At 73.3% G+C, this 20,315-nt stretch carries 13 protein-coding genes; 7 read left to right on the top strand and 6 right to left on the bottom strand.

What is annotated here, in order from left to right:
- Positions 1-65: 65 nt before the first annotated feature.
- From smc to WMF44_RS09385, 3 genes are all read left to right on the top strand, one after another.
- Positions 66-3,671, top strand: a complete 3,606-nt coding sequence (smc, locus tag WMF44_RS09395; RefSeq protein ID WP_437298790.1) for a chromosome segregation protein SMC — start codon at positions 66-68, stop codon at positions 3,669-3,671.
- Complete coding sequence (locus tag WMF44_RS09390; protein ID WP_437298789.1) at positions 3,668-4,228, top strand: hypothetical protein; 561 nt, start codon at positions 3,668-3,670, stop codon at positions 4,226-4,228. The genes smc and WMF44_RS09390 overlap by 4 nt, the downstream gene beginning before the upstream one ends.
- Positions 4,229-4,410: 182 nt before the next feature.
- Positions 4,411-6,060 carry an ATP-binding protein gene (locus WMF44_RS09385; protein WP_437298788.1) on the top strand — a complete coding sequence of 550 codons (1,650 nt, stop codon included), beginning with the start codon at positions 4,411-4,413 and terminating at the stop codon, positions 6,058-6,060.
- A gap of 109 nt (positions 6,061-6,169) precedes the next feature.
- Here the strand turns inward: WMF44_RS09385 and WMF44_RS09380 are convergent, their stop codons facing one another.
- The 4 genes from WMF44_RS09380 to WMF44_RS09365 all read right to left on the bottom strand — a co-directional run bounded on the left by WMF44_RS09380 (position 6,170) and on the right by WMF44_RS09365 (position 13,522).
- Positions 6,170-9,418 (bottom strand): error-prone DNA polymerase, encoded by a 3,249-nt coding sequence (locus WMF44_RS09380; protein WP_437298787.1) that lies wholly within the window; start codon positions 9,416-9,418, stop codon positions 6,170-6,172.
- Entirely contained in the window at positions 9,415-11,280 is a 1,866-nt protein-coding gene (locus WMF44_RS09375) for a DinB/UmuC family translesion DNA polymerase (RefSeq protein ID WP_437298786.1), read from the bottom strand. The genes WMF44_RS09380 and WMF44_RS09375 overlap by 4 nt, the downstream gene beginning before the upstream one ends.
- A 13-nt stretch (positions 11,281-11,293) precedes the next feature.
- The gene (locus WMF44_RS09370; protein WP_437298785.1) at positions 11,294-12,094 is read right to left on the bottom strand and encodes a recombinase A; all 801 of its coding nucleotides are present in this window, start codon (positions 12,092-12,094) and stop codon (positions 11,294-11,296) included.
- A 270-nt stretch (positions 12,095-12,364) separates the two neighbouring features.
- Complete coding sequence (locus tag WMF44_RS09365; RefSeq protein ID WP_437298784.1) at positions 12,365-13,522, bottom strand: citrate synthase; 1,158 nt, start codon at positions 13,520-13,522, stop codon at positions 12,365-12,367.
- A gap of 240 nt (positions 13,523-13,762) precedes the next feature.
- Here WMF44_RS09365 and WMF44_RS09360 point away from each other — a divergent pair, with 240 nt between their 5' ends.
- The gene (locus tag WMF44_RS09360) at positions 13,763-15,052 is read left to right on the top strand and encodes a citrate synthase family protein (protein WP_437298783.1); all 1,290 of its coding nucleotides are present in this window, start codon (positions 13,763-13,765) and stop codon (positions 15,050-15,052) included.
- Positions 15,053-15,065: 13 nt separating this feature from the next.
- Here WMF44_RS09360 and WMF44_RS09355 read toward each other — a convergent pair whose 3' ends face one another.
- Together WMF44_RS09355 and WMF44_RS09350 are read right to left on the bottom strand one after the other, a co-directional pair.
- Complete coding sequence (locus tag WMF44_RS09355) at positions 15,066-17,012, bottom strand: potassium transporter Kup (protein ID WP_437298782.1); 1,947 nt, start codon at positions 17,010-17,012, stop codon at positions 15,066-15,068.
- Between the two features lie 58 nt (positions 17,013-17,070).
- Positions 17,071-17,733: a UdgX family uracil-DNA binding protein gene (locus WMF44_RS09350; RefSeq protein WP_437298781.1), complete on the bottom strand. Its 663-nt coding sequence runs from the start codon at positions 17,731-17,733 to the stop codon at positions 17,071-17,073.
- A gap of 149 nt (positions 17,734-17,882) precedes the next feature.
- On the opposite strand from WMF44_RS09350, the gene WMF44_RS09345 reads away from it, so the two are divergent.
- The 3 genes from WMF44_RS09345 to WMF44_RS09335 all read left to right on the top strand — a co-directional run bounded on the left by WMF44_RS09345 (position 17,883) and on the right by WMF44_RS09335 (position 20,243).
- On the top strand, positions 17,883-18,614 hold the full coding sequence (locus WMF44_RS09345; RefSeq protein ID WP_437298780.1) for a TetR/AcrR family transcriptional regulator: 732 nt from the start codon (positions 17,883-17,885) through the stop codon (positions 18,612-18,614).
- A 380-nt stretch (positions 18,615-18,994) separates the two neighbouring features.
- Positions 18,995-19,378: a hypothetical protein gene (locus WMF44_RS09340; protein WP_012234367.1), complete on the top strand. Its 384-nt coding sequence runs from the start codon at positions 18,995-18,997 to the stop codon at positions 19,376-19,378.
- Between the two features lie 184 nt (positions 19,379-19,562).
- A complete protein-coding gene (locus tag WMF44_RS09335) occupies positions 19,563-20,243 on the top strand; it encodes a hypothetical protein (RefSeq protein ID WP_437298779.1) in 681 nt (226 codons plus the stop codon).
- Positions 20,244-20,315 lie beyond the last annotated feature (72 nt).

The following is a 20,315-nucleotide window of genomic DNA, read 5'->3' as shown; positions in this document are numbered from 1 at the left end:
TTGTGACGGTACGTGGCGTGCTGTGACGATACGTTTAAGCCCGCCCGGCCGGTCCCGGGGACGTCATGCGCATTCGTAAGCTCGAGATCAGCGGGTTCAAATCGTTCGTCGACCGGACGGTGGTCCATTTCGACACGGACGTGGTGGGCATCGTCGGTCCCAACGGCTGCGGCAAGTCGAACATCGTCGACGCCATCCGGTGGGCGATCGGGGAGCAGAGCGCGAAGCACCTGCGCGGCAAGTCGATGTCGGACGTCATCTTCAACGGCTCCGAGACCCGCGCCCAGCACGGGATGGCCGAGGTGACGCTCACCTTCGACAACAGCGAGCCGACGGCGGCGTCGCAGCTGCCGCTCGAGTACCGGGACTACGCGGAGATCGCGGTGACGCGCCGGCTCTTCCGCGACGGGACGAGCGAGTACCTCATCAACAAGACCCAGGTCCGGCTCAAGGACGTGACCGACCTCTTCCTCGGCACCGGCGTCGGCACGAAGGCCTACTCCATCGTCGAGCAGGGAAAGATCGGGCTCATCGTCTCGGCGCGCCCCGAGGACCGGCGGATGCTCATCGAGGAGGCCGCCGGCATCACGAAATACAAGGCCAGGAAGAAGCAGGCCGAGCAGAAGATGGACCAGACGCGGCAGAACCTGCTCCGCGTGGGGGACATCGTCTCCGAGATCCAGCGGAACCTCGCGTCCTTGAAGCGCCAGGCGGCCAAGGCCGAGCGGTACGTCAACTACCGCAAGGAGCTGGAGGACCTCGTGCTCCACGAGGCGTCGCACAAGCTCCTCGAGATCACGGTGCTCACGCAGCACGAGTCGCACGGCAGGGCCGCGCACGCGGAGCGCGAGCAGGCGTCGCGCACGGCGCTCTCGGCGCGCGAGGCCGAGATCGAGGTCACCCGGCTCGAGGCCCTCGCCTGCGAGGAGCGGGCCGAGCGCGCGCAGAACGAGGCGTTCGCGGCCGACAACCAGGTGCGCACCCACGAGGCGGAGATCGCGCGGGCGCGCGACCGCCTGCGGCACCTCGAGGAGCGGCTCGTCACCGCGGCCAAGGAGCAGGGAGAGCTCGAGAAGACGGTCGACGAGCTCAGCGCAGAGAAGGCGCAGCTCGAGGCGCAGCTCGCCGGCGTCGACGAGGAAGAGGCGCGGGAGAGCGAGCTCGCGCTCGAGCAGCACGAGCGGCTCGAGGAGCTGCGCCACGGAGAGCGGACCGCCGAGCACGAGGTCGCCGCCCTGCGCCGGCGGGCCGCCGAGGCCACCGCGGCGGTCGCGGCCGCCGAGGCGTCGCTCGCCGGGTTCGATCGGCGCATGGCGGAGATGAGCCAGCGGCGCGCGAAGCTCGAGGACGAGCTCGGGCGGCTGATGTACGAGTCGGAGGAGCTCGAGCGGCGGCGCTCGTCGCTGACGCGCAACGTGGCGGAGCTCGCCGAGGGGAAGCGGATCTCGGCGGAAGACCGGACGCGGCTGGACGCAGAGATGAAGGCGCTGCGCGAGCAGGCGGTCTCGAGCGACCGCGCCGTGGAGCACGCCAAGAACGAGCTCGGGCAGCGGCGCAACCGGCTCCGCGCGCTCGAGGAGCTGCACGCGCGGCTGGAGGGCGTCGGCGCCGGGGTGAAGAACCTCCTCAAGACCAAGGACCCGGCGCTGCTCGGGCTCGTGGCCGACCGCATCGAGGCGCCGGCCGAGCTGACCGCGGCCTTCGCGGGGCTGCTCGGGGACCGGCTGCAGTGCGCGGTCGTGAGCGACGTCGAGCGCGGGATCGCGCTGCTCGCGGATCTGTCGAAGAACAACCGGGGGCGGGCGAGCGTGATCGCGGCGCGGCCCTCGTTCGTGGCCGGCGCGGCGCGGCGGCCGCCGCGCGGGGAGGGCGTGCTCGGGCCGCTCGTGGACCGGCTCGTCTTCGCGCCCGAGGACGAGGCGCTGGCGCGCGCGCTCGTGGGGGACGCGGTGGTCGTCGCCTCCGCCGAGGTCGCGGCGCGGCTCGCGGCGGAGGGCGCGGGGTGCACGCTCGTGACGCTCGACGGCACCGTCCTGCGCGAGGACGGCGTGGTGAGCGGCGGCTCGGGCGACGCGGTCGCGGCCGGTATGATCGAGCAGAAGCGGGAGATGCGCGCGCTGCACGAGTTCGTCGCGACCAAGTCGGAGGAGGTGACGGCCCTGCTCGACGCGCAGCAGAAGCTCCGCCTGCGCATCACCGAGGTGGGGACGGCGCTGGAGCGGGCGCGGAGCGAGGCGCACGAGGGAGAGCTCGCGCTCGTGACCGCCGAGAAGGATCTCCGCCGCGCGGAGGAGCAGCTCGCCGCGGCGCAGAAGCGCGAGGGCGTGGTGCGATCCGAGCTCGAGGACCTCGCCGACAACCTCGACGCCGGCGGGAGCGAGCAGCAAGCGGCGCGCGACAAGCTCGAGGCGGGGCGAGCGGCGCGCGAGGCGGCGGCGGCCGGCCTCGAGCACGCCGAGCAGGTCGCGGCCGAGTGGCGCGAGCGGGTGCTCGGGCAGCAGTCGGTCGTGACCGAGCGCAAGGTGAAGCTCGCGCGCGTGCGCGAGCGCGCCGCGGCGGCGCGGGGCACGGTCGAGCGGCTCACGCGGTCGTGCAACGAGCTCCGTGGCCGGATCGCCCGGCTCGACCAGGAGCGGACGGAGAGCGCCGTGGGCGCAGGGAAGGCCGCGGCGACGATCATGATCGCGCGCGAGGCGCTGGTCCGCGCCGTCGCCGAGGCGCACGCGGCGCAGGCCGCGCTGACCGAGGCGCGGCGCTCGCTGGACGAGGCGCGGCAGGCGCACGGGGTGCGCGAGGCCGACCTGCGCGGGCTGCGGCAGGAGCTGGCCGAGGTGTCGGAGCGGCTCCGCAAGCACGAGCTCGCGCTGGAGCGGCTGCGGGTCGAGCACGACCACCTCATCGAGGGGGTGCGCGAGCGCTTCCGCGGGCTGGAGCTCGCCCGCGTGGTCGGCGACTACCACAAGCGGCCGCCCGCCGACGCCTCGCACCGCGCGCGCATCCAGGAGCTGACGGAGCTGCTCGACCGCATGGGCCCCGTCAACCTCGACGCCGTGCGCGAGCACGCCGAGGCCGAGGAGCGGTACACGTACTACTCGGGCCAGAAGGCCGATCTCGAGAAGGCGATCGACGACCTCGAGAAGGCGATCGCCCAGATGAACCGCGAGTCGAAGCGGCTCTTCAAGACGACGTACGACGGCATCAACGCGCGCTTCAAGACCCTGTTCCCCAAGATGTTCCGCGGAGGGCAGGCGGAGCTCCGGCTGACGAACCCCGACGACATGCTGGAGACGGGGATCGAGATCCTGGCGCAGCCGCCGGGCAAGAAGCTCGGGAACATCGAGCTCATGAGCGGCGGCGAGAAGGCGCTCACCGCGGTGTCGCTCATCTTCGCGATCTTCCAGTTCAAGCCGTCGCCGTTCTGCATCCTCGACGAGGTCGACGCGCCGCTCGATGAGGCGAACGTGGCCCGCTACAACGAGGCGATCCGGAGCATGACGAGCCACTCGCAGTTCATCCTCATCACGCACATCAAGCGCACGATGCAGTCGGTCGACGTGCTCTACGGCGTGACGATGCAAGAGCCCGGCGTCTCGAAGCTCGTCAGCGTGAAGATCAACGAGACGGCGAAGCGCCCGGAGCGCGAGGCGGCGCCGGCGGCGGCGGTGGCGTGAGCGCGGACGGGGCGGCAGGGCGGCGCCTGTCGCGCGGCGCATCCGGGCTCCGGCACCTCCGCTGGGCCCGCGAGGTGCTGGCGACGCTCGAGGCCCACGTCGAGCACAACCCGGCGCTCTCCGGCGCCGATCGCGAGGCGCTCCGGGGCGAGGCGAACGCCCTCGCGGCGGCGGTGCAGGCGCTCAGCGGGGCGGTGAAGCCGTACCGGGATTTCCTCGAGCGGACGCGGGTCCGCTACCGCGGGCGCGTGCGCGTCGCGGAGTACCTGGTCCGAGAACCCGACGCGGGCGAGGCGGGCGGTGCGGCGCGCGCGCACCTCGAGGAGGCGCTCGTGGAGCTCACCTGGATGGAACAGGCGCAGCGCCAGCCGCTCAAGGCAGCGCTCTCGGCCGAGATCGATCGGCTGCGCGAGGCGATGGCGCGGATGGATGCACACCTCGCGGGTCGGCTCTCCGGGGAGTTCGTCGAGAGCCTGTACCCGCTGCTCGCGGACGGCGCGACGAGGGTCGCCGACGACGGCGATCCGGACGACGACGCGACGTCCAGCCCCCGATAGCCGCGCGAAGCGGGCGAGCCGACCGGCTGGCGAGCGGCGCGAAGGAGACCGGCGACGCGGCGAGGCGCCTGGCAGGCGCAGCGGAACGGATCACCATGCCTGCACGCCGGGATGGAGATGCGGTAAAGGATCTTCGAAGGACACCTGAAACGGGTCTTCGAAGGACAGCTGAGAGGACGTCGATGGGCTGCGCGGAGCCGGCCGCCATCCTGCTCCTCCGCGGGCGCGCCGCGGCGAGCGAGCGATTCGAAGCGCTGATCCGACGTCACGCGCCGGACGTCGGCGTCACCTCCGACCCCGCGCATGCCCTGGAGCGGTGCCTGGGCGAGGCGCCGCCGGTGCTCGCCGTCGACTGGAGCGAGCCCGCCAGCGCCGCCGCGCTCTGCGGCCGCGTGCGGGCGCAGCCCGGCGGCGATGCGGTGTTCGTCCTCGCGATCACCGAGCGCGACGGGGACATCGACGGCATCCTCGCGGCCGGCGCGAGCGATTTCCTGCTCGCGGGCGGCGACGGCGCGGGCCCCCGGGCGCGGCTCTCCCTCGTCCGCGAGCGCGCCGCGCGCGACGCCGCCTCGCGCCAGGCGCTCGCGCAGACGCAGGCCCGCCTCGTCGGCGCCGGCCGCATGGCGAGCGTCGGCACGCTGGCCGCCGGCGTCGCCCACGAGATCAACAACCCCCTCGCCTTCGTCATCACGAACGTCGACGCGGCCATCCGGCGCATCGGCTCGCTCGATCGCCGGAACAGCGCCGCGCGCGGCGGCCCCTGGGCGCGCTCTCACGGCGACGGCCGCGCGCCGTCGAGCGAGCTCTCCGACGTGCTGAGCCTGCTGGAGGACGCGCGCGAGGGCGCCGAGCGGGTGCGGCTCATCGTGCGCGATCTCCACAGCTTCTCGCGCGCCGAGGAGGACCGACGCGGGCCGGTCGACCCCCGGCGGGTGCTCGACGCCTGCGTCCACATGGCGATGAACGAGATCCGGCACCGCGCCCGCGTCGTCCGGAGCTTCCAGGAGGTGCCGCCCGTCCAGGCGAACGAGCCGCGGCTCGCGCAGGCCTTCCTGAACCTCATCGTGAACGCCGCGCAGGCCATCCCCGAGGGGCTCGCCGAGCAGAACGAGATCGAGCTCTCGACGCGCTGCGACGCCGAGGGGTCGGTCGTCGTCGAGGTGCGCGACACGGGCGCCGGGATCGCGCCCGAGTCGCTCGCTCGGGTCTTCGAGCCGTTCTACACGAGCAAGGAAGCTGGCGAAGGGCTCGGGTTGGGGCTCGCGATCTGCCACTCCATCGTCACGGCGCTGGGGGGTCGGATCGAGGTGGACAGCCGCCCCGGCAAGGGGAGCACGTTCCGCCTCGTCCTCCCCGCCGCCGCGGCCAGCGAGGCGCGCGCCTCCGCCGCGCCCGGCTCCGCCGCGTCGAGGTGGCCGCGCGAGAGCGGCAGCCTCGACGCGCTCGCGCCGGAGGCGGCGCAGCGGCAGCGGGTCCTCATCATCGACGATGAGCCGCTGCTCACGCGGGCGATCGCGGGGACGCTCGAGCCACGGCACGAGACGACCGCGACAGCGAGCGCGCGCGACGCGCTCCGCCGGATCCGCGCCGGAGAGCGCTACGACGCCATCCTGTGCGACCTCATGATGCCCGACATGACGGGGATGGATTTCTACACCTCGCTTGCCGAGCACGCGCCCGAGCAGCAGCGCCGTGTCGTGTTCCTGACCGGCGGCGCGTTCACGGAGCGCAGCAAGGCGTTCTTGCAGCAGGTCAACGCCCGGCTGCTCCTGAAGCCGTTCGACGCGGCGACGCTGCTCTCGCTGGTCGACGAGGTCGTCGCCGCCCGCTGACGAGCGCGCTCGCGTCGACGAGGTCGTCGCCGCTCGCTGACGAGCGCGCGTGCTCTCCTCACGCGCCGCCGATCGCCCCGCGCTCCGGGAGCGCGGCGTCGGCGCGCCCTCACCGGTAGTCGCGCGATTTGAGCGCGATCTCCTCGCCGCTGGGCAGCTCCAGCCGATCGAGCTCGCGCGCGAGCACGTGGACGACCTCGCCCTGCCGCTCGATCCGCCCGGCGACGAGCAGGAGCGCCGCGTTCCTCGCCACGTGCTCGTACTCCGCGAAGACCTGCCGCTGGACGATGACGTTGACCACGCCGGTCTCGTCCTCGAGCGTCATGAACGTCACGCCGCTCGCGGTCGCCGGCCGCTGGCGTCCGACCACCATCCCGGCGACCCGCACGCTCTCCCCGTCGCGCGCGGCCTTGATCTCCTCCGCGGTCCGCACGCGCCCGGCCCCGCGCCGCCGCTTGAGCGCCCGCCGCACGTGCCGCATCGGGTGGTCGTGCAGCGACAGACCCACGCGCCCGTAGTCCAGCGCGAGCTGCTCCAGCGGCCTGAGCGGAGGGAGCCCGACGTCCCGGTCCTGCTCGATCGGAACGCCCTCGAACAACCCCTCCACGCGGGGGGCGCGCGCGCGCCAGAGCGCCTCTCTCCGGGCAGGCACCAGCGCGGCGAGCGCGCCCGCTTCTGCGAGCGCCTCCACCTCGTTCTTCTTCAGCTCCGTGCGCCTCACGAGATCCGGGAGGCTCGTGAACGGCGCCTCCTCGCGCGCCGCCACGATCGCCGCCGCGGCCGCCTCGCCGAGCCCCTTCACGAGCCGCATGCCGAGCCGCAGCGCCGGGCCCGCCGAGGGCTCGGCGGAAGGCTCCAGGGTCGCGTCCCACGCGCTCTGCACCACGCACACAGGCCGCACGTCCACGCCGTGCCGCTGCGCGTCCTGCACCAGCGCCGACGGGCTGTAGAACCCCATCGGCTGCGCGTTGAGCAGCGCGCAGGTGAACGCCGCCTGGTGGTGGACCTTGAGCCAGGCCGACGCGTACACGAGGAGCGCGAAGCTCGCCGCGTGCGACTCCGGGAAGCCGTACTCCCCGAAGCCCTGGATCTGCTGGTACAGCATCTCCCCGAACTTCGCCGAGATCCCCTGCTCGGCGAAGCCCTGGATGAGCCGCCCGCGGTGCCGCTCCAGGCGCCCGTGCTTCTTCCACGCCGCCATGTCGCGGCGCAGCTGGTCGGCCTCGCCCGGCGTGTAGCCCGCGCCGACCATCGCGATCTGCATCACCTGCTCCTGGAAGAGCGGAACGCCGAGCGTGCGCTCCAGGATGGGATCCAGGCACGGGTGCGGGGACACCGGCGGCTCCTGCCCCGTCCGCCGGCGCAGGTAGGGGTGCACCATCCCGCCCTGGATGGGCCCGGGGCGCACGATCGCCACCTCGATCACCAGGTCGTAGAACTTGTTCGGCTTCAGCCGCGGGAGCATCGCCATCTGCGCGCGGCTCTCGATCTGGAACACCCCCACCGTGTCGGCCCGGCCGATCGCCTCGTAGACAGCCGGGTCCTCCGGCGGGATCTGCGCGAGCGCCGCGATCGGATCGAACGCGGCGCCTCGGCCCGCGTGGAACGAGACCCCTGCGGGCGCAGGGTCCCGTGCCGCGTCGACCAAGCGACCCGCGAGCCCGGCGTACCGGTCCGAGTGGATCAAGCCGAGCGCCTTGCGGATCGCCGTCAGCATGCCGAGCGCCAGGACGTCGATCTTGAAGAAGCCGAGATCGTCGAGATCGTCCTTGTCCCACGGGATCACCGTGCGGCCCTCCATCCGCGCAGGCTCGACCGGGGCCACCTTGTGCAGCGGCTCGGACGACAGCACGAAGCCGCCCACGTGGATCGAGAGGTGGCGCGGGAAGCCCTCGAGCGCGCTCGCCATCATGACGGCCTGCCGGACGCGCACGTCATCCGGATCGAGGCCCGCCTCGCTGACCCGCTGCTCGGTGATGTCCGCCTCGTGGTGATGCACGAGGCCGCTCAGCCGGTCGACCTGATCCGCCGAGAAGCCGAACGCCTTGCCCACCTCGCGGAGCGCGCTCTTGCCGCGGTAGGCGATCACCTCCGAGACCATCGCCGCCCGGTCGCGCCCGTACATCTCGTAGATCGCCTGGATCACCTCCTCCCGGCGTTCGTGCTCGAAATCGACGTCGATGTCCGGGGGCTCGTGGCGCTCCTCCGACAGGAAGCGCTCGAAGAGCAGGCTCGACCGGGCCGGGTCCACCGCCGTCACGCCGAGCACGAAGCACACAGCGCTGTTCGCCGCGCTCCCGCGGCCCTGGCAGAGGATCTGCCGCGCGCGCGCGATCTTCACGACCTGCTGCACGCTGAGGAAATAGGGCGCCACGCCGAGCTTCGCGATCAAGGCGAGCTCCTTCTCGATCTGCGCGCGCACCGGAGGCGGCGCCCCCTCCGGGTAACGGTCGCGGCAGCCCTCCTCGGTGAGGCGGCGCAGCGCCTGATCCGACGTCTCCCCCGGCATGCAGAGGGCGTCGCTCGGGAAGCTGTAGCGGAGCTCGGACAGCGAGAAGCGGCAGCGGGACGCGACCTCCACCGTGCGCGCGACCCAGGCCGGATGATCGCGGAACAGCGCCGCCATCTGCGCGCCGGACCGCACGTACGCCTCCGCGTTCGGCGCGATCCGCGTCCCCGCTTGATCGAGCGTGGTCTTGGTCCGGATGCACGCGAGCACGTCCGCGAGCGGCTTGCGCGACGGGTGATGATAGAGCGGGCGCGCCGTCGCCACCACGCAGGGGCCGTAGCGGCGCTCCGCCGCGAGGGCCGCCGCGACGCGCTCGCCGTCGCGGCGATCGAGGTGCTTCCAGGTCGCGACGAGCGCGCGCTCGCCGAACGCGTCGCGCAGCGTGCCGAGGAGCGCGCCGGAGACGCCCTCGGGCACGAGAGGATCGAGCGGCACGATCGCGGAGAGGCCTCGCTGCGCCGCCGCGATCGCCTCCGCCGAGATGCTCGCCATCCCCTTCTCGCACTCGGCATGCGCGATCGTGAGCAGGCGGCAGAGGTTCGCGTAACCCTCGCTGTCCTCGACCAGGAGGACCACCGACGGCCGGACCTCCGGCGCGCGCTCGGCGCCCCCGCGCGGCGCGCCCAGCGTCAGCTCGGCCCCGACGATCACCCGCTGCTCGACCTTCTTCGCCGCCGTGTGCGCGCGCACGCTGCCGTAGATCCCGTCGCGATCGCAGAGCGCGAGCCCCTCGAGGCCGAGCTCCTTGGCGCGGTGCACGAGCTCCTCGGGGTGCGAGGCGCCCTCCAGGAACGAGAAGCAGGAGCGGCCGCAGAGCTCCACGAACGGGACCGACGCGCCGGCGCTCACTCGCACCACCCCTGCAGGAACGCCTCGCCCGTCGCGCGGTCGACGTAGATCCACGCTTCGCCGCAGGAGCTCGCGCTCGCGCCGTCTCGAGGAGGGCGCAGCTCGCCGAGGCGCGCCGGGGCGGCCTTGCCGGACGGAGAGCCCGAGACGAGCCAGGCGCGCGCGTAATCGCGCGACGCCGGCGTGGGCGTCCACCACTCCACCGCGTCGATGCGCATCACGAAGGAGAGCCGCTCGATCGCGTAGAGGTGCCGATCGACGGCCACGATCGCCCCGCGCCCCACCCGGCCGAGCGGGATCGGCTGCGCGAGGAGCCGCGCGGGCTCCAGCGCCGGCGCGTCCGCGCCCCCGGCCTGCTCGGCCGCGCCCCGATCCGCCGCGGTGCGCGCGCGGGCCGCGGCGGACGCGCGCGTCATGGCCGCCTCGCCGGAGGCCGGCACGAGCCGCGAGCGCGCCTCGGGGCGGTGCGCGTCGGCGATCTCCAGGATGCCCACCCGCTCCTGGCCGATCTCCGCCGAGAGCTCGGCCAGGAGCGCCGGCAGGCTGTCGGGATCGACCGACCGGTCGCGCGACAGATCGAGCTGCACCCGGCGGGCCCGCGCGATGCGCGAGGCGATGACGTGCACCCCCACCGCGGGCGCCGCGAGCTCGATCCGCTCGAGCCTCGCCTTCAGCGGACGGAGCAGATCGCCCGCGTCCGAGAGGGGCACCGGCATGTCGACGTGGAAGCGCAGCGAAGGGCCGCGCCCGTCGTCTTCCAGGAGCGCCGCGGCGGCGTCGTCCTCGCGCTCGCCGAGGCGGAGCCGCGCGATCGAGCGATCGTAGGCGATCGCCACGTTGAGCCGCCCGCACGCCTCCCCGCGCGCGGCGAGCCGCGACGCGATCCGCGACGTCATGCCGCGCAGCACGAACAGGAGCGACTCGGCGCTCTCGATCGGCTCGTCGAAGAGCACCTCCTCCTCGAGCAGCCGGGGCACCTCGAACGGCAGGAGCGGCACGGGATCGCGGCCTGCGAGGAGCTCCATCACGTCCGCCGTCCGCGGCCCCAGCCGCGCCGCCACCTGCGCCCGCGGGAGGCGCGCGAGATCCTCGACGCGGAGCACCCCGAGCCGGACGAGGAAGCTCGCCACCTCGCGCTCGACCGGGAGCGCCTGCACCGGCAAGGGCCCGATCGCCTGCGCCCCCTTTCCTGGCGGCGCGATCGGGGCCTCCGCCCCTCCCCCGCCGTCCGCGTGCGCGCCGAAGCGCGCGAGCGCCTGCGCGAGCCGCGGCCCGTCGGCGATCGCGAGCCGCGCCCGGTGGCCGAGCGCCGCGACGCGCTCGCCGAGCTCGCCGAGCAGCGCCTCCTCGCCGCCGACGAGGTGCGACGCCCCGGTGATGTCGAGCCACACCGTGTCGTACGGGCCGTCGCCCCACGGGCTCCGCGCCTCGCTCGCGGCGCGCTCGGGAGCGCGGCTCGCCCGCGCCGCGCCGGCGCGCGGGGCGCCCTGCTCGCCGAGCTGGATCGCCGCCGTCGCCCCGAGCCCGAGCGCCACCTCGGCGACCCGGCCGAGCGCCGCGTCGATCTCGGCGAACGTCACCCGGTGGATCGCGAGGTGGGCGACCAGCGCCGCCGCCTCGACGACCTTCTGCCCCGGCCTCACCCCGTACCGCCTCGCCTCGTCGTCGACCACGTCGATCACCGCCGCCGGCGCCTGCGGCTCGCGCTCGGGCTGCGGGGCGAGCGCCGCGCGGCGGTCCTCCTCGCCCCCGAGGATCACCGCGAGCGGCGCCTTCCCGCTCGGCGAGACCGGCCCGCGCTGCTTCACCAGCTCGCACGCGAGCTGCGGGAGCACGATCGCCACCATGCGCCTCACCGCCATCGCCTCTCCTCCCTCACGCCCGCGACAGCGCGGGCCGCGGCTCGCCGCCCGCCGTCCGCTCTGCCTTGTCCCCGGGCCGCTCCCCGAGCACCACCGGGGTCGGCGAGGTCACGCGCCCTCGGCGGTCCTTGGCGACGCGGACCATCAACCGGTTCTCGGCGACCTGCTCGAGCTCCAGCCGCATCGCGACCGGCAAGGGCATCGGCCGCGCCGCCTGGCGATCGGTGAGGAGCAGGATCGTCCCGTCGCTCCCCTCGATCGCCAGGGCGAGCTTGCGCACCACGTTGACCCAGCGCGCGAGGTCCTCCTCGCGGCGCCCCGCCCCGGGCGCGCTCCGCTCCCCCTTCCCCGCGCCCTGGCCGAAGGCCCCCGGGACCCCGGCCACGTCGATCACGAGCACCGCGAACGCCCGGCTCATCGCCATCCGCACCGCGACCTTCGCGAGCACCTCCGGCGGGGGCCGCACAACGAGCAGCCGGCTCAGATCGACCTGCGCGCGCGCGACCGCCGGCGCGTAGAGCGAGCCGCTCGGGTCGATCCACGCGCACCACGCCCCCGCCGTCGCGCTCGTCCCGCGCAGCCGCGCCTCCGCTTGCGCCGACGCGCACGCCGAGAGGGCGAGCGAGGTGGAGCGCCCCAGCCCCCGCGGCGCGGCGAGCTCCACCACCCCCCCGCGCGGCAGCCCCCCTTCCGGGAGCGCGTCGTTGATTTCCCGCAGGCCGAGCGGGAGCGTCTTGGCGCGCGCTTCGAACTCGGGGAGGGTATGGCGCAGGAGGTCCCGGGCAAGCGGAGCGGCAAGAGCGGCGGACGACATACTGAACACGATAACAGTGCCCCCGCGAGGCTGCCAACTTTGCAGGACGAACAACGTCCTACCCGCGCCCGGCGCGTTCTCCTTTTGTCCTTCGAGGGCTGTGGAACGGCCTCTCCGGCAATTTCTGTGCGGATAGGATGGAAGGACGACGGGGGTGAAGTGAATGCCGTCACGGACTCTTCAATAAGTCCGACCTGGGCAGGTCGACCTCGTGGCCGGCACGAGCGCTCCTGCCAGCAGCCTCACCGCGCGCGCGGCGGGCCCGACGCCTCAATGCGGCGGAGCTGCCGCTCCAGGGACGCCCCCGATGTAGCGTGAGCTCGGGCGAATGAGCCGCCCCGCGCGCCGTTGCTCGTCGATGTGCGCGCACCAGCCCGCGACCCTGCCCGCCGCGAAGGTCGGCGCGAAGAGCGCGCGGGGCAGCCCGAGCGCGTCGAGCAGCACCGCCGTGTAGAACTCGACGTTCGCGCGCAGCGGGCGCTCCGGGTGCCGCGCGCGGAGCGCGGCCTCGGCCGCCCGCTCGACCTCACGCGCCAGCGCGAGCCGTGCGCTCCGCGCGCCGCCTGCCGTCCGCTCGAGCCGCTCGAGCCGCTCGATCGCCCGCTCGAGCACCGCCGCCCGCGGATCCCTCACCCGGTAGATCCGGTGGCCCATGCCCATGATCCGCCGGCCCGCCGCGAGCTCGGACTGGATCCAGCGCTCGGCGGAGCCCTGGGGCGGCGCGCCGCCCTCGCCCGCCTTCGCCGCGATCGCGTCCAGCATGTCGAGCACCGGCCCGGGCGCGCCGCCGTGGAGCGGCCCCTTCAGCGCGCCGATCGCCGCGACCACCGCCGAGATCGCGTCCGACCCCGTCGAGGTGACCACGCGCGCGGTGAAGGTGGACGCGTTCATGCCGTGGTCCGAGACCGTCACGAGGTACGTGTCGAGCTCTCGCGCCTCGGCCTCGCTCGCCGCGGCCCCCCGCGCCATGCGCAGGTAGTCGGCCGAGAGCCGGAGCGCCGGATCGGGCGCGACCGGCGCCTCCCCCGCGCAGCGCCGCGCCCACGCCGCCGCGAACGTCGCCACCGCCCCGGCGATCGCCGCGGGCGGGACGTCGCCCGAGAGGTGCGCGACCGCGGCGCGGATCGCATCCATCCCGTCGCCCGCCTGGAGCGCGTCCCCGAGCCGCCCGAGCAGCGCAAAGGCCCTCGTCCGCCCCTCGGCGATCGCTCGCCGGAGCGACTCCCGCTCCGCCGCCCCGGGCAGCGCGCCGCCCCAGAGCAGCCCGCACGCGTCCTCGAAGGTCACCCCGCCGCCGCCGGCGAGCTCCTCGACGTCGTGGCCCGCGAGGGTGAGCCTCCCCCGCTCTCCGTCCACCTCCGAGAGCCGCGTCTCCGCCACCACCACGCCCTCCAGGCCGCTCGCGAGCGGCGCCGCCACATCCCTCATCCCGATCACCTCCACTGACGACATCTTGGGCACCGCACGAGGTTGATCAACCTTGATTGTACAATCAACCATGCACGGCCTCGAAGCGCGTCGAGGAAGAATCCCGGAGGATGCCGAGGAGGGCGGTGCTAGGAGGAATGGATGTCGCCGATGTCGCCGATGTGCCGATGTCGCCGGCGCGCGCGACGCCGGCGCCTCGTGCATCGGAGGACAGGATGGATGCAACGTTGATGGGCGCTCATGGTGGATCTACCTGACTCGGGTCAGCGGCCCTCGGCGTACGTGACCGGCGCCGAGGCGGCGGAGCTGCTCGGCGTGAAGCGGGAGACGCTCTACGCGTACGCGAGCCGGGGCGTGCTCCGGGGGGTGCCCGGCGGGCGAGGGCGCGCGCGGCTCTACCTCCGGGCGGACATCGAGCGGCTCAAGGCGCGGCACGACGCGCGCGCCGGCCACGGCCCGGTCGCCGCCGAGGCGCTCCGGTGGGGCGAGCCGGTGCTCGAGTCGGCGCTCACCGCGATCGGCCCGCGCGGGCCCGTCTACCGGGGCAAGGAGGCGGTCGCGCTGGCGCTCGACGACGTGCCCTTCGAGGCGGTCGCCGAGCTGCTCTGGACCGGCGAGCTGCCGGCGGAGGGCGCGCCGGCGGCGCGGCCAGGCCGGCCGAGCGTCCGCCCGGCCAAGCTCGCGGCGCTCCTGCCGGAGGGCGCGCCGCCGTTCGTCGCGCTCGCGCTCGTGGTGCCCGCGCTCGGCGCGCACGACGCGACCCGCCACGTGGGCGCGCCCTCGGGCGACGGGCGCATCCCCACGGGCGACGCGGAGCGCGCGCGGGCGCGGGCCCTCGTGCGATCGCTCGCGGCGCTCGTGGGCCTCGGGCGGGACGCGCGCAGGGCGACCGACGCCCTCGAGGCCGACGGAGCGGCGCGGCGGCTGCTCATCGCCCTCGGCGCGAACCCCTCGAAGAAGGCCGAGCGCGCCGTGAACCGCGCGCTCCTGGTCTCGGCCGATCACGAGCTGAACGCCTCGACGTTCGCGGTCCGGGTGGCCGCCTCCACCGGCGCCGACCTCTACGCCTGCGTCAGCGCGGGGCTCGCCGCGCTCTCCGGCCCGAGGCACGGCGGCATGACCGACCGGGTGGAGGCCCTGGTCGCCGAGGCAGGCCGGCCCGAGCGCGCCGCCGCCGCGGTCCACGAGCGGCTGCGCCGCGGCGAGCCCATCGCCGGCGTCGGGCACAGGCTCTACCCCGAGGGCGACCCCCGCGCCCAGCTGCTGCTCGACACGGCCCGCGCCCTCGCCCCGCAGAGCGCGGCCTTGCGCACGGTGCTCGCGCTCGTCGACGCGCTGCGCGACGCCGGCCTCGATCCGCCGTCGCTCGACCTGGGCCTCGTCGCGATCGCGGCCGCGCTCGGCCTGCCGGCCGGCACGGCGGCCGCGCTCTTCGCGGTGGGGCGCGCCGCCGGCTGGATCGCCCACGCGTTCGAGCAGCGGGAGGCGGGGTACATGCTACGGCCGCGCGCGCGGTACACGGGGCCCTGAGCCCCGCGCCCTCCTAAAAATCCACCTGCATTCCGAGCTCGACCACGCGGTTCGGGGGCAGACCGAAGTACGCCGTCGCCGGCCGCGCGTTCCGCGAGATGAAGGCGAACAGCCCCTTGCGCCACCGGGACATCTTCGAGCGCCCGGTCGTCAGCAGCGTCTCCCTGCCGAGGTAGTAGCTCGTCCTCCCGAGATCGATGTCGAGCCCGTGCCGCTTGCACCCCTCGAGCACCGACGGCGCGTTCGGCGTCTGCATGAAGCCGTAACACGCCGTGACCTGGTAGATCCCCTCCCCCCGCGGGATGACCGTCGTGCGCCGCTCCGCCGGCACCTCCGGCACGTTCGTCACCTGGATCGAGAGGAGCACCACCTGCTCGTGCAGCACCTGGTTGTGCTTCACGTGGTGCAGCAGGATCGGCGGCGTGCCCTCCGGGCTCGACGCCATGAAGACCGCCGTCCCGCGCACCCGGTGCGGCTTCACGCGCTTCACGTCCTCGAGGAACATGTCGAGCGGCAAGATGGCCGACTTGATCGCCTCGGCGAGGTGCTTTCGCCCCGTCTTCCAGGTCGTCATCACCGTGAAGATCGCCGCGCCCATCACGATGGGCACCCAGCCCCCGTGGAAGAACTTGGCGCTGTTCGCCGCGAAGAACGCGAGATCGATCACCAGGAAGAGCCCGGCCAGCGGGAGCGACTTCCAGACCGGCCAACCCCACGTCTCCCGGGTGACCACGTAATAGACCACCGTGGTGATCCCCATCGTCCCCGTGACGGCGATGCCGTAGGCAGCCGCGAGCGCGCTCGAGTTCTTGAAGGTGAGGACCAGCACGATGCACGAGATGAGGAGCCCGCTGTTCACCTCGGGGATGTAGATCTGCCCCGCCTCGTCCTTCGACGTGTGGACGACCGTGACACGCGGGAAATACCCGAGCTGCACCGCCTGCTGGGTGAGCGAGAAGGCCCCGGAGATGAGCGCCTGGGACGCGACGACCGTCGCCGCCGTGGCGATCGCCACCGTGGGGTAGAGCGCCCACGACGGGACGAGCGCATAGAACGGGTTCGCCGCCGCGGTGGGGTCCGCGAGGAGCTTGGCGCCCTGGCCGAAATAATTGATGAGCAGCCCGGGCCAGACGATCGTGTACCAGGTGTACTTGATCGGCACGCGGCCGAAATGCCCCATGTCGGCGTACAGCGCCTCGCCGCCCGTGATGCAGAGGACGACCGCGCCGAGGATCAGGAAGCCATGCAGTTGGTTCTCGGCAAAGAAGCTCACCGCGTAGGTCGGTGAGACGGCCCGGAGCACTCCGGGGCTGCGCATGAGCTCCTTGGCCCCGAGCAGAACGAGCGTGACGAACCACACGAGCGTCACCGGCCCGAAGATCGACCCGACCCCGGCCGTGCCGCGCTTCTGCACGAGGAACACGGCGAGCAGCACGCCGCAGGTGATGATCGGCACGACGGCAGGGTCCAGCCTCGGGATCGCGACCTCGAGGCCCTCCACGGCCGAGAGCACCGAGATCGCTGGCGTGATCACGCCGTCGCCATAAAGGAGCGCCGCGCCGAAGAGGACGAGGAGCACGAGGAGGCCGCGGCCCTCGCCCTTGCGATCGCCGCTCGGGACGAGCGCGAGCAGCGCGAGGATGCCGCCCGCGCCCTCGTTGTCGGCCCGCGTGATGAACGTCACGTACTTGACGGTCACCACCATCATCAGCGACCAGAACATCAGCGAGAGCACCCCGAGCACGTTCGCGGGCGTCGGAGCGACGTGGTGCGGGCTGCTGGGGCTGAAGCACTCCTTCATCGCGTAGAGCGGGCTCGTCCCGATGTCGCCGTAGACGACCCCGAGCGCCGCGAGCATCAGCGGCCACATCTTCTTCGAGCTCCCCAGGTGGGCGCGCTCGGCCATCGGAGAGGACGCGGGGCGCTCTGCGGCAGGGGCCGGTCGTGGGCTCATCGTCATCGCGGGCGGATCCTACTCCATCGAGAGCGCTCCTCGTGAGGAGGCGACGCGCGCCGGCTCAGCCGAGCGCGCGCGCCGCCACGGTGAGATCCTCGATGAAGCGGGAGAGCTCGGCTCGCCTCGTCGCTTCGTCCGGCATGCGGAGGATCGACGCGGGGTGCACGGTCGCCAGCACGCGCGGCGCGAGCGGCGAGGCGACGATCCTGCCGCGCTCGCGCGTGACCCGGAACGAGCCGCCGAGCAGCGCCTGCGCCGCCGTCGCGCCGAGACATACCACGATCGCCGGCTGCACCACCGCGATCTCCGCGGCGAGCCACGGCAGGCACGCGCGGATCTCGCGCGCGTCCGGCTTCATGTGGACGCGGCGCTTGCCGCGCGGCTCCCACTTGAAGTGCTTCACCACGTTGGTCACGTACGCCCGGCGCCGCTCGATCCCCGCCGCCTCGAGCGCGCGATCGAGCAGCTGCCCCGCCGGGCCCACGAACGGCTTGCCGGCCAGATCCTCCTTGCCGCCCGGCTGTTCGCCGACGAGGAGCACGTCCGATCGCGCCGCGCCCTCGCCGAACACCGTCTGCGTCCCGCGCTCCCAGAGCGGACACGCCCGGCACCGCGCGGCGGCCTCGCGCAGGCTCGGCAACGAAGGAGGGCTGGGGACGAGCGCCGCCGCCGTCGCCTCGCCGGCGCCGCGCCCTGCTGCATTTCGTCTCGCCACGGTCGTCATGACCGCCTCCGCAGCATCGCTCGTGCCATGGGCGACGCGGCGCGGTCGAACGCGCCGCGTCGCGAGGAGCGCGGCCGACGAGCGTCTTGACGGCTTCCGGCGGCCTTCCCATAGTGCCCCGGTCCTCCGACGTTGACCGACCAGTCAGAATGCCCCGCCTTGCCGATCGCCGCGCCAGGATCGAGCTGCTCCGCGCCGCCGAGGCTGCCTTCACCGAGCGCGGCCTGGCCGCCGCGAGGGTCGAGGACATCACCGAGCGCGCAGGCGTCTCGAAGGGCGCGTTCTACCTGCACTTCCAGAGCAAGGACGACTGCTTCAAGCAGATCGTCGAGACCTTCATCGCGCGCCTCGCCGACTGCGTGGAGCCGCCGCCCATCGTCTTCGAGGCCGAGCGAGCGTCGGTGAACGAGTACTTCAAGCGGGTCCTCGCCCACGACCTCGAGGTGCTCGAGTTCTGCTGGCAGAACCGGGCGCTCCTCAGGATGATGCTGGCGGGAGGCGGTGGGACCCCGTACGCCTACCTGATCGACGAGTTCGCCCAGCGCGTCGCGCGGCAGGTGGAGGGCCGCGTCCGGTACGCGATCGACATCGGCCTCTACCGGCGCGATCTGGAGCCCAGCGTCATCGCCGCGCTCATCTCCGGCGCCTTCGATCGCCTGGTGCGCAAGCTCATCGACGCGCCGTCCAGGCCAGACATCGCCGCCTGGGCCGCGCAGGTGCTCCAGCTCTTCACGCACGGCCTGCTCGCCCCGGAGGTGCGCGCCGTCGCTGACCTGTCGGTCATGAAAGCCCCCCCGCGCAGCGCGCGGCCGACCGCCGACCCGCCGCCTGCCTCAGCGTCGAGCAGCGAGCGCCGGCGCTCCAAGGCCAAGGCGACCTAGGCGGCCTGCGTGACCCAGAGACGACCTGCGTGACCCAGGCGACCCGGACGTAGGGCTTTGCCTGAACAAAACAGCCGGAGGCTCAGCGGTGCCAGGACAGCTTACAGGGAATCCCTGACGAGCGATTCCATATCGCCCTAGCGGTCGGTCGGGCAGCAGCTGAGCTACAGCTAGCGGTCAACGGGATTTTCGGCGGGACAGTGAGGGGGTGGAGCGGGGAGCCGGAGGGGGAACCGCTCGGGCAACTCGGGAGGAGCGCAGCCTTGGGGAGCGGTCCTGCTCGTTCAATCGCGCCAGGCTGACCGTCGCGCGCTCTGGCCGGTCGCAGGCACTCTCTGGACGGCTCTCCGCAGAAGAACGGAACTGTCGAGGGGGGCGGGATGGGCAACCAGACGGGTCGTGATAGACGGTTAATCCAGGAGCTGCTCCGGCAGACCTGCCGCTCGATCCAGTGGCGCGCGGACACCGCAAGGTCGATCGCGGACAGGATCGACGTCGCCCTCGCCGAGCACGCGCTCCACGTCTCCACGCCGGACGTCGACCTGCGCGTCCGGCTGACCAAGGACTTTGCGCTCGCCATCGCGATACGCGTGCTGTCCTTCGGCGAGGACGCCGAGGAGTCGCTGAGCAAAGCCCTGTGTCAGGACAGGTCGCTCATGGCGGAGCTCGTGAAGGCAGAGTGGCAGCTCGTGCGCACCGCCTGCAGAACAGCCGAGCAGACCGCCGGGAGGCTGGTGCTGCTGACGGCGGTACCGGAGGCGTGAGACCGCTAGCAGGACGCGCGCCGAGAACTCGCGCCCTGGGCTCACGGCGCGAGATCCGTGAGAATCTCATGGAGCGGGGGGCTCGCCCGCTCGGCCCGGCGCCATGGCGAGCCGCACCCCGGGAGCTGCTATCAAGAAGAGCGCGGACACCGCATGACGCGACCGGGCCGACGAGGCGATGGAGATGGCGCCCCAGACCAGCTACAGCATTTACGTTCGCTTCCGGGGCAGGCGGCTCGCGCTCACGAAGCACATCCGCTCGCTCGAGGCGGCCCGGTCCGCGCTGCAGGCCTTGCGGGCAGAGCGGTTCCACGACGCCGATCAGGTCTTCCTCGTCAACGACGCGACGAAGCAGATCGTCGACGAACGGGGGTGGGAAGACGCCGGGGGGCCCGCGGAGGATCAGCAGATCAGCGCCAACCTCCGCCTTCCGACCGATGGCAAGCGCGCGGAGCGCACGCAGGAAGCCGGGAACGACGAGGCGGATCGATCGCTGCGAGGGGCGCAGGCTCCCGCGCTGCTCGCGGCGCCCGACGCGCTCGCGCCGCCGCTCGCGGCGCCCGCCGATCACCTGGCGCGAGCCGAGGGCGAGGCGCGGCGCGTCTCACCGGAGAGGAGGTGGTCCGGCGTCGAGAACCTGGAGCCGCCGCGCGCACGCCTGCGCCGCGCGATGGAGGCAGCCCAGGTCGCCCGAGCGCGCCACGACGCCGCGCTGGAGGCCATGACCAAGCTCCAGCCCGGCGGGAGGATGGATGAAATGACACTGACGAGGCTCAACGATTCTGCCCGAATGGTATCCGACCGATCCGCACACATCATCGAGCGGATCGAGCAACTCCTGAAGCGCCTGGAAGGCGCGCGCTGATATGGTGAGATGACCGTGAGGCGCCGTGTCCCATGCGCGACATGGACGACGACAGCCATCGTTGATCGACCG

The organism is Sorangium sp. So ce426 (assembly GCF_051475585.1).
Taxonomy (GTDB): domain Bacteria; phylum Myxococcota_A; class Polyangia; order Polyangiales; family Polyangiaceae; genus Sorangium; species Sorangium cellulosum_B.
This window is presented reverse-complemented; position numbering and strand designations above follow the sequence as displayed.

Excerpts from the sequence above, each read along its gene's own strand:
- WMF44_RS09345 (WP_437298780.1), top strand. The coding sequence starts at position 17,883 with ATGCCCCGCCTTGCCGATCGCCGCGCCAGGATCGAGCTGCTCCGCGCC.
- WMF44_RS09375 (WP_437298786.1), bottom strand. The coding sequence starts at position 11,280 with ATGGCGGTGAGGCGCATGGTGGCGATCGTGCTCCCGCAGCTCGCGTGC.
- WMF44_RS09365 (WP_437298784.1), bottom strand. The coding sequence starts at position 13,522 with ATGAGGGATGTGGCGGCGCCGCTCGCGAGCGGCCTGGAGGGCGTGGTG.
- WMF44_RS09355 (WP_437298782.1), bottom strand. The coding sequence starts at position 17,012 with ATGACGATGAGCCCACGACCGGCCCCTGCCGCAGAGCGCCCCGCGTCC.
- WMF44_RS09370 (WP_437298785.1), bottom strand. The coding sequence starts at position 12,094 with ATGTCGTCCGCCGCTCTTGCCGCTCCGCTTGCCCGGGACCTCCTGCGC.
- smc (WP_437298790.1), top strand. The coding sequence starts at position 66 with ATGCGCATTCGTAAGCTCGAGATCAGCGGGTTCAAATCGTTCGTCGAC.
- WMF44_RS09350 (WP_437298781.1), bottom strand. The coding sequence starts at position 17,733 with ATGACGACCGTGGCGAGACGAAATGCAGCAGGGCGCGGCGCCGGCGAG.
- WMF44_RS09360 (WP_437298783.1), top strand. The coding sequence starts at position 13,763 with ATGGTGGATCTACCTGACTCGGGTCAGCGGCCCTCGGCGTACGTGACC.
- WMF44_RS09385 (WP_437298788.1), top strand. The coding sequence starts at position 4,411 with ATGGGCTGCGCGGAGCCGGCCGCCATCCTGCTCCTCCGCGGGCGCGCC.
- WMF44_RS09335 (WP_437298779.1), top strand. The coding sequence starts at position 19,563 with ATGGCGCCCCAGACCAGCTACAGCATTTACGTTCGCTTCCGGGGCAGG.
- WMF44_RS09340 (WP_012234367.1), top strand. The coding sequence starts at position 18,995 with ATGGGCAACCAGACGGGTCGTGATAGACGGTTAATCCAGGAGCTGCTC.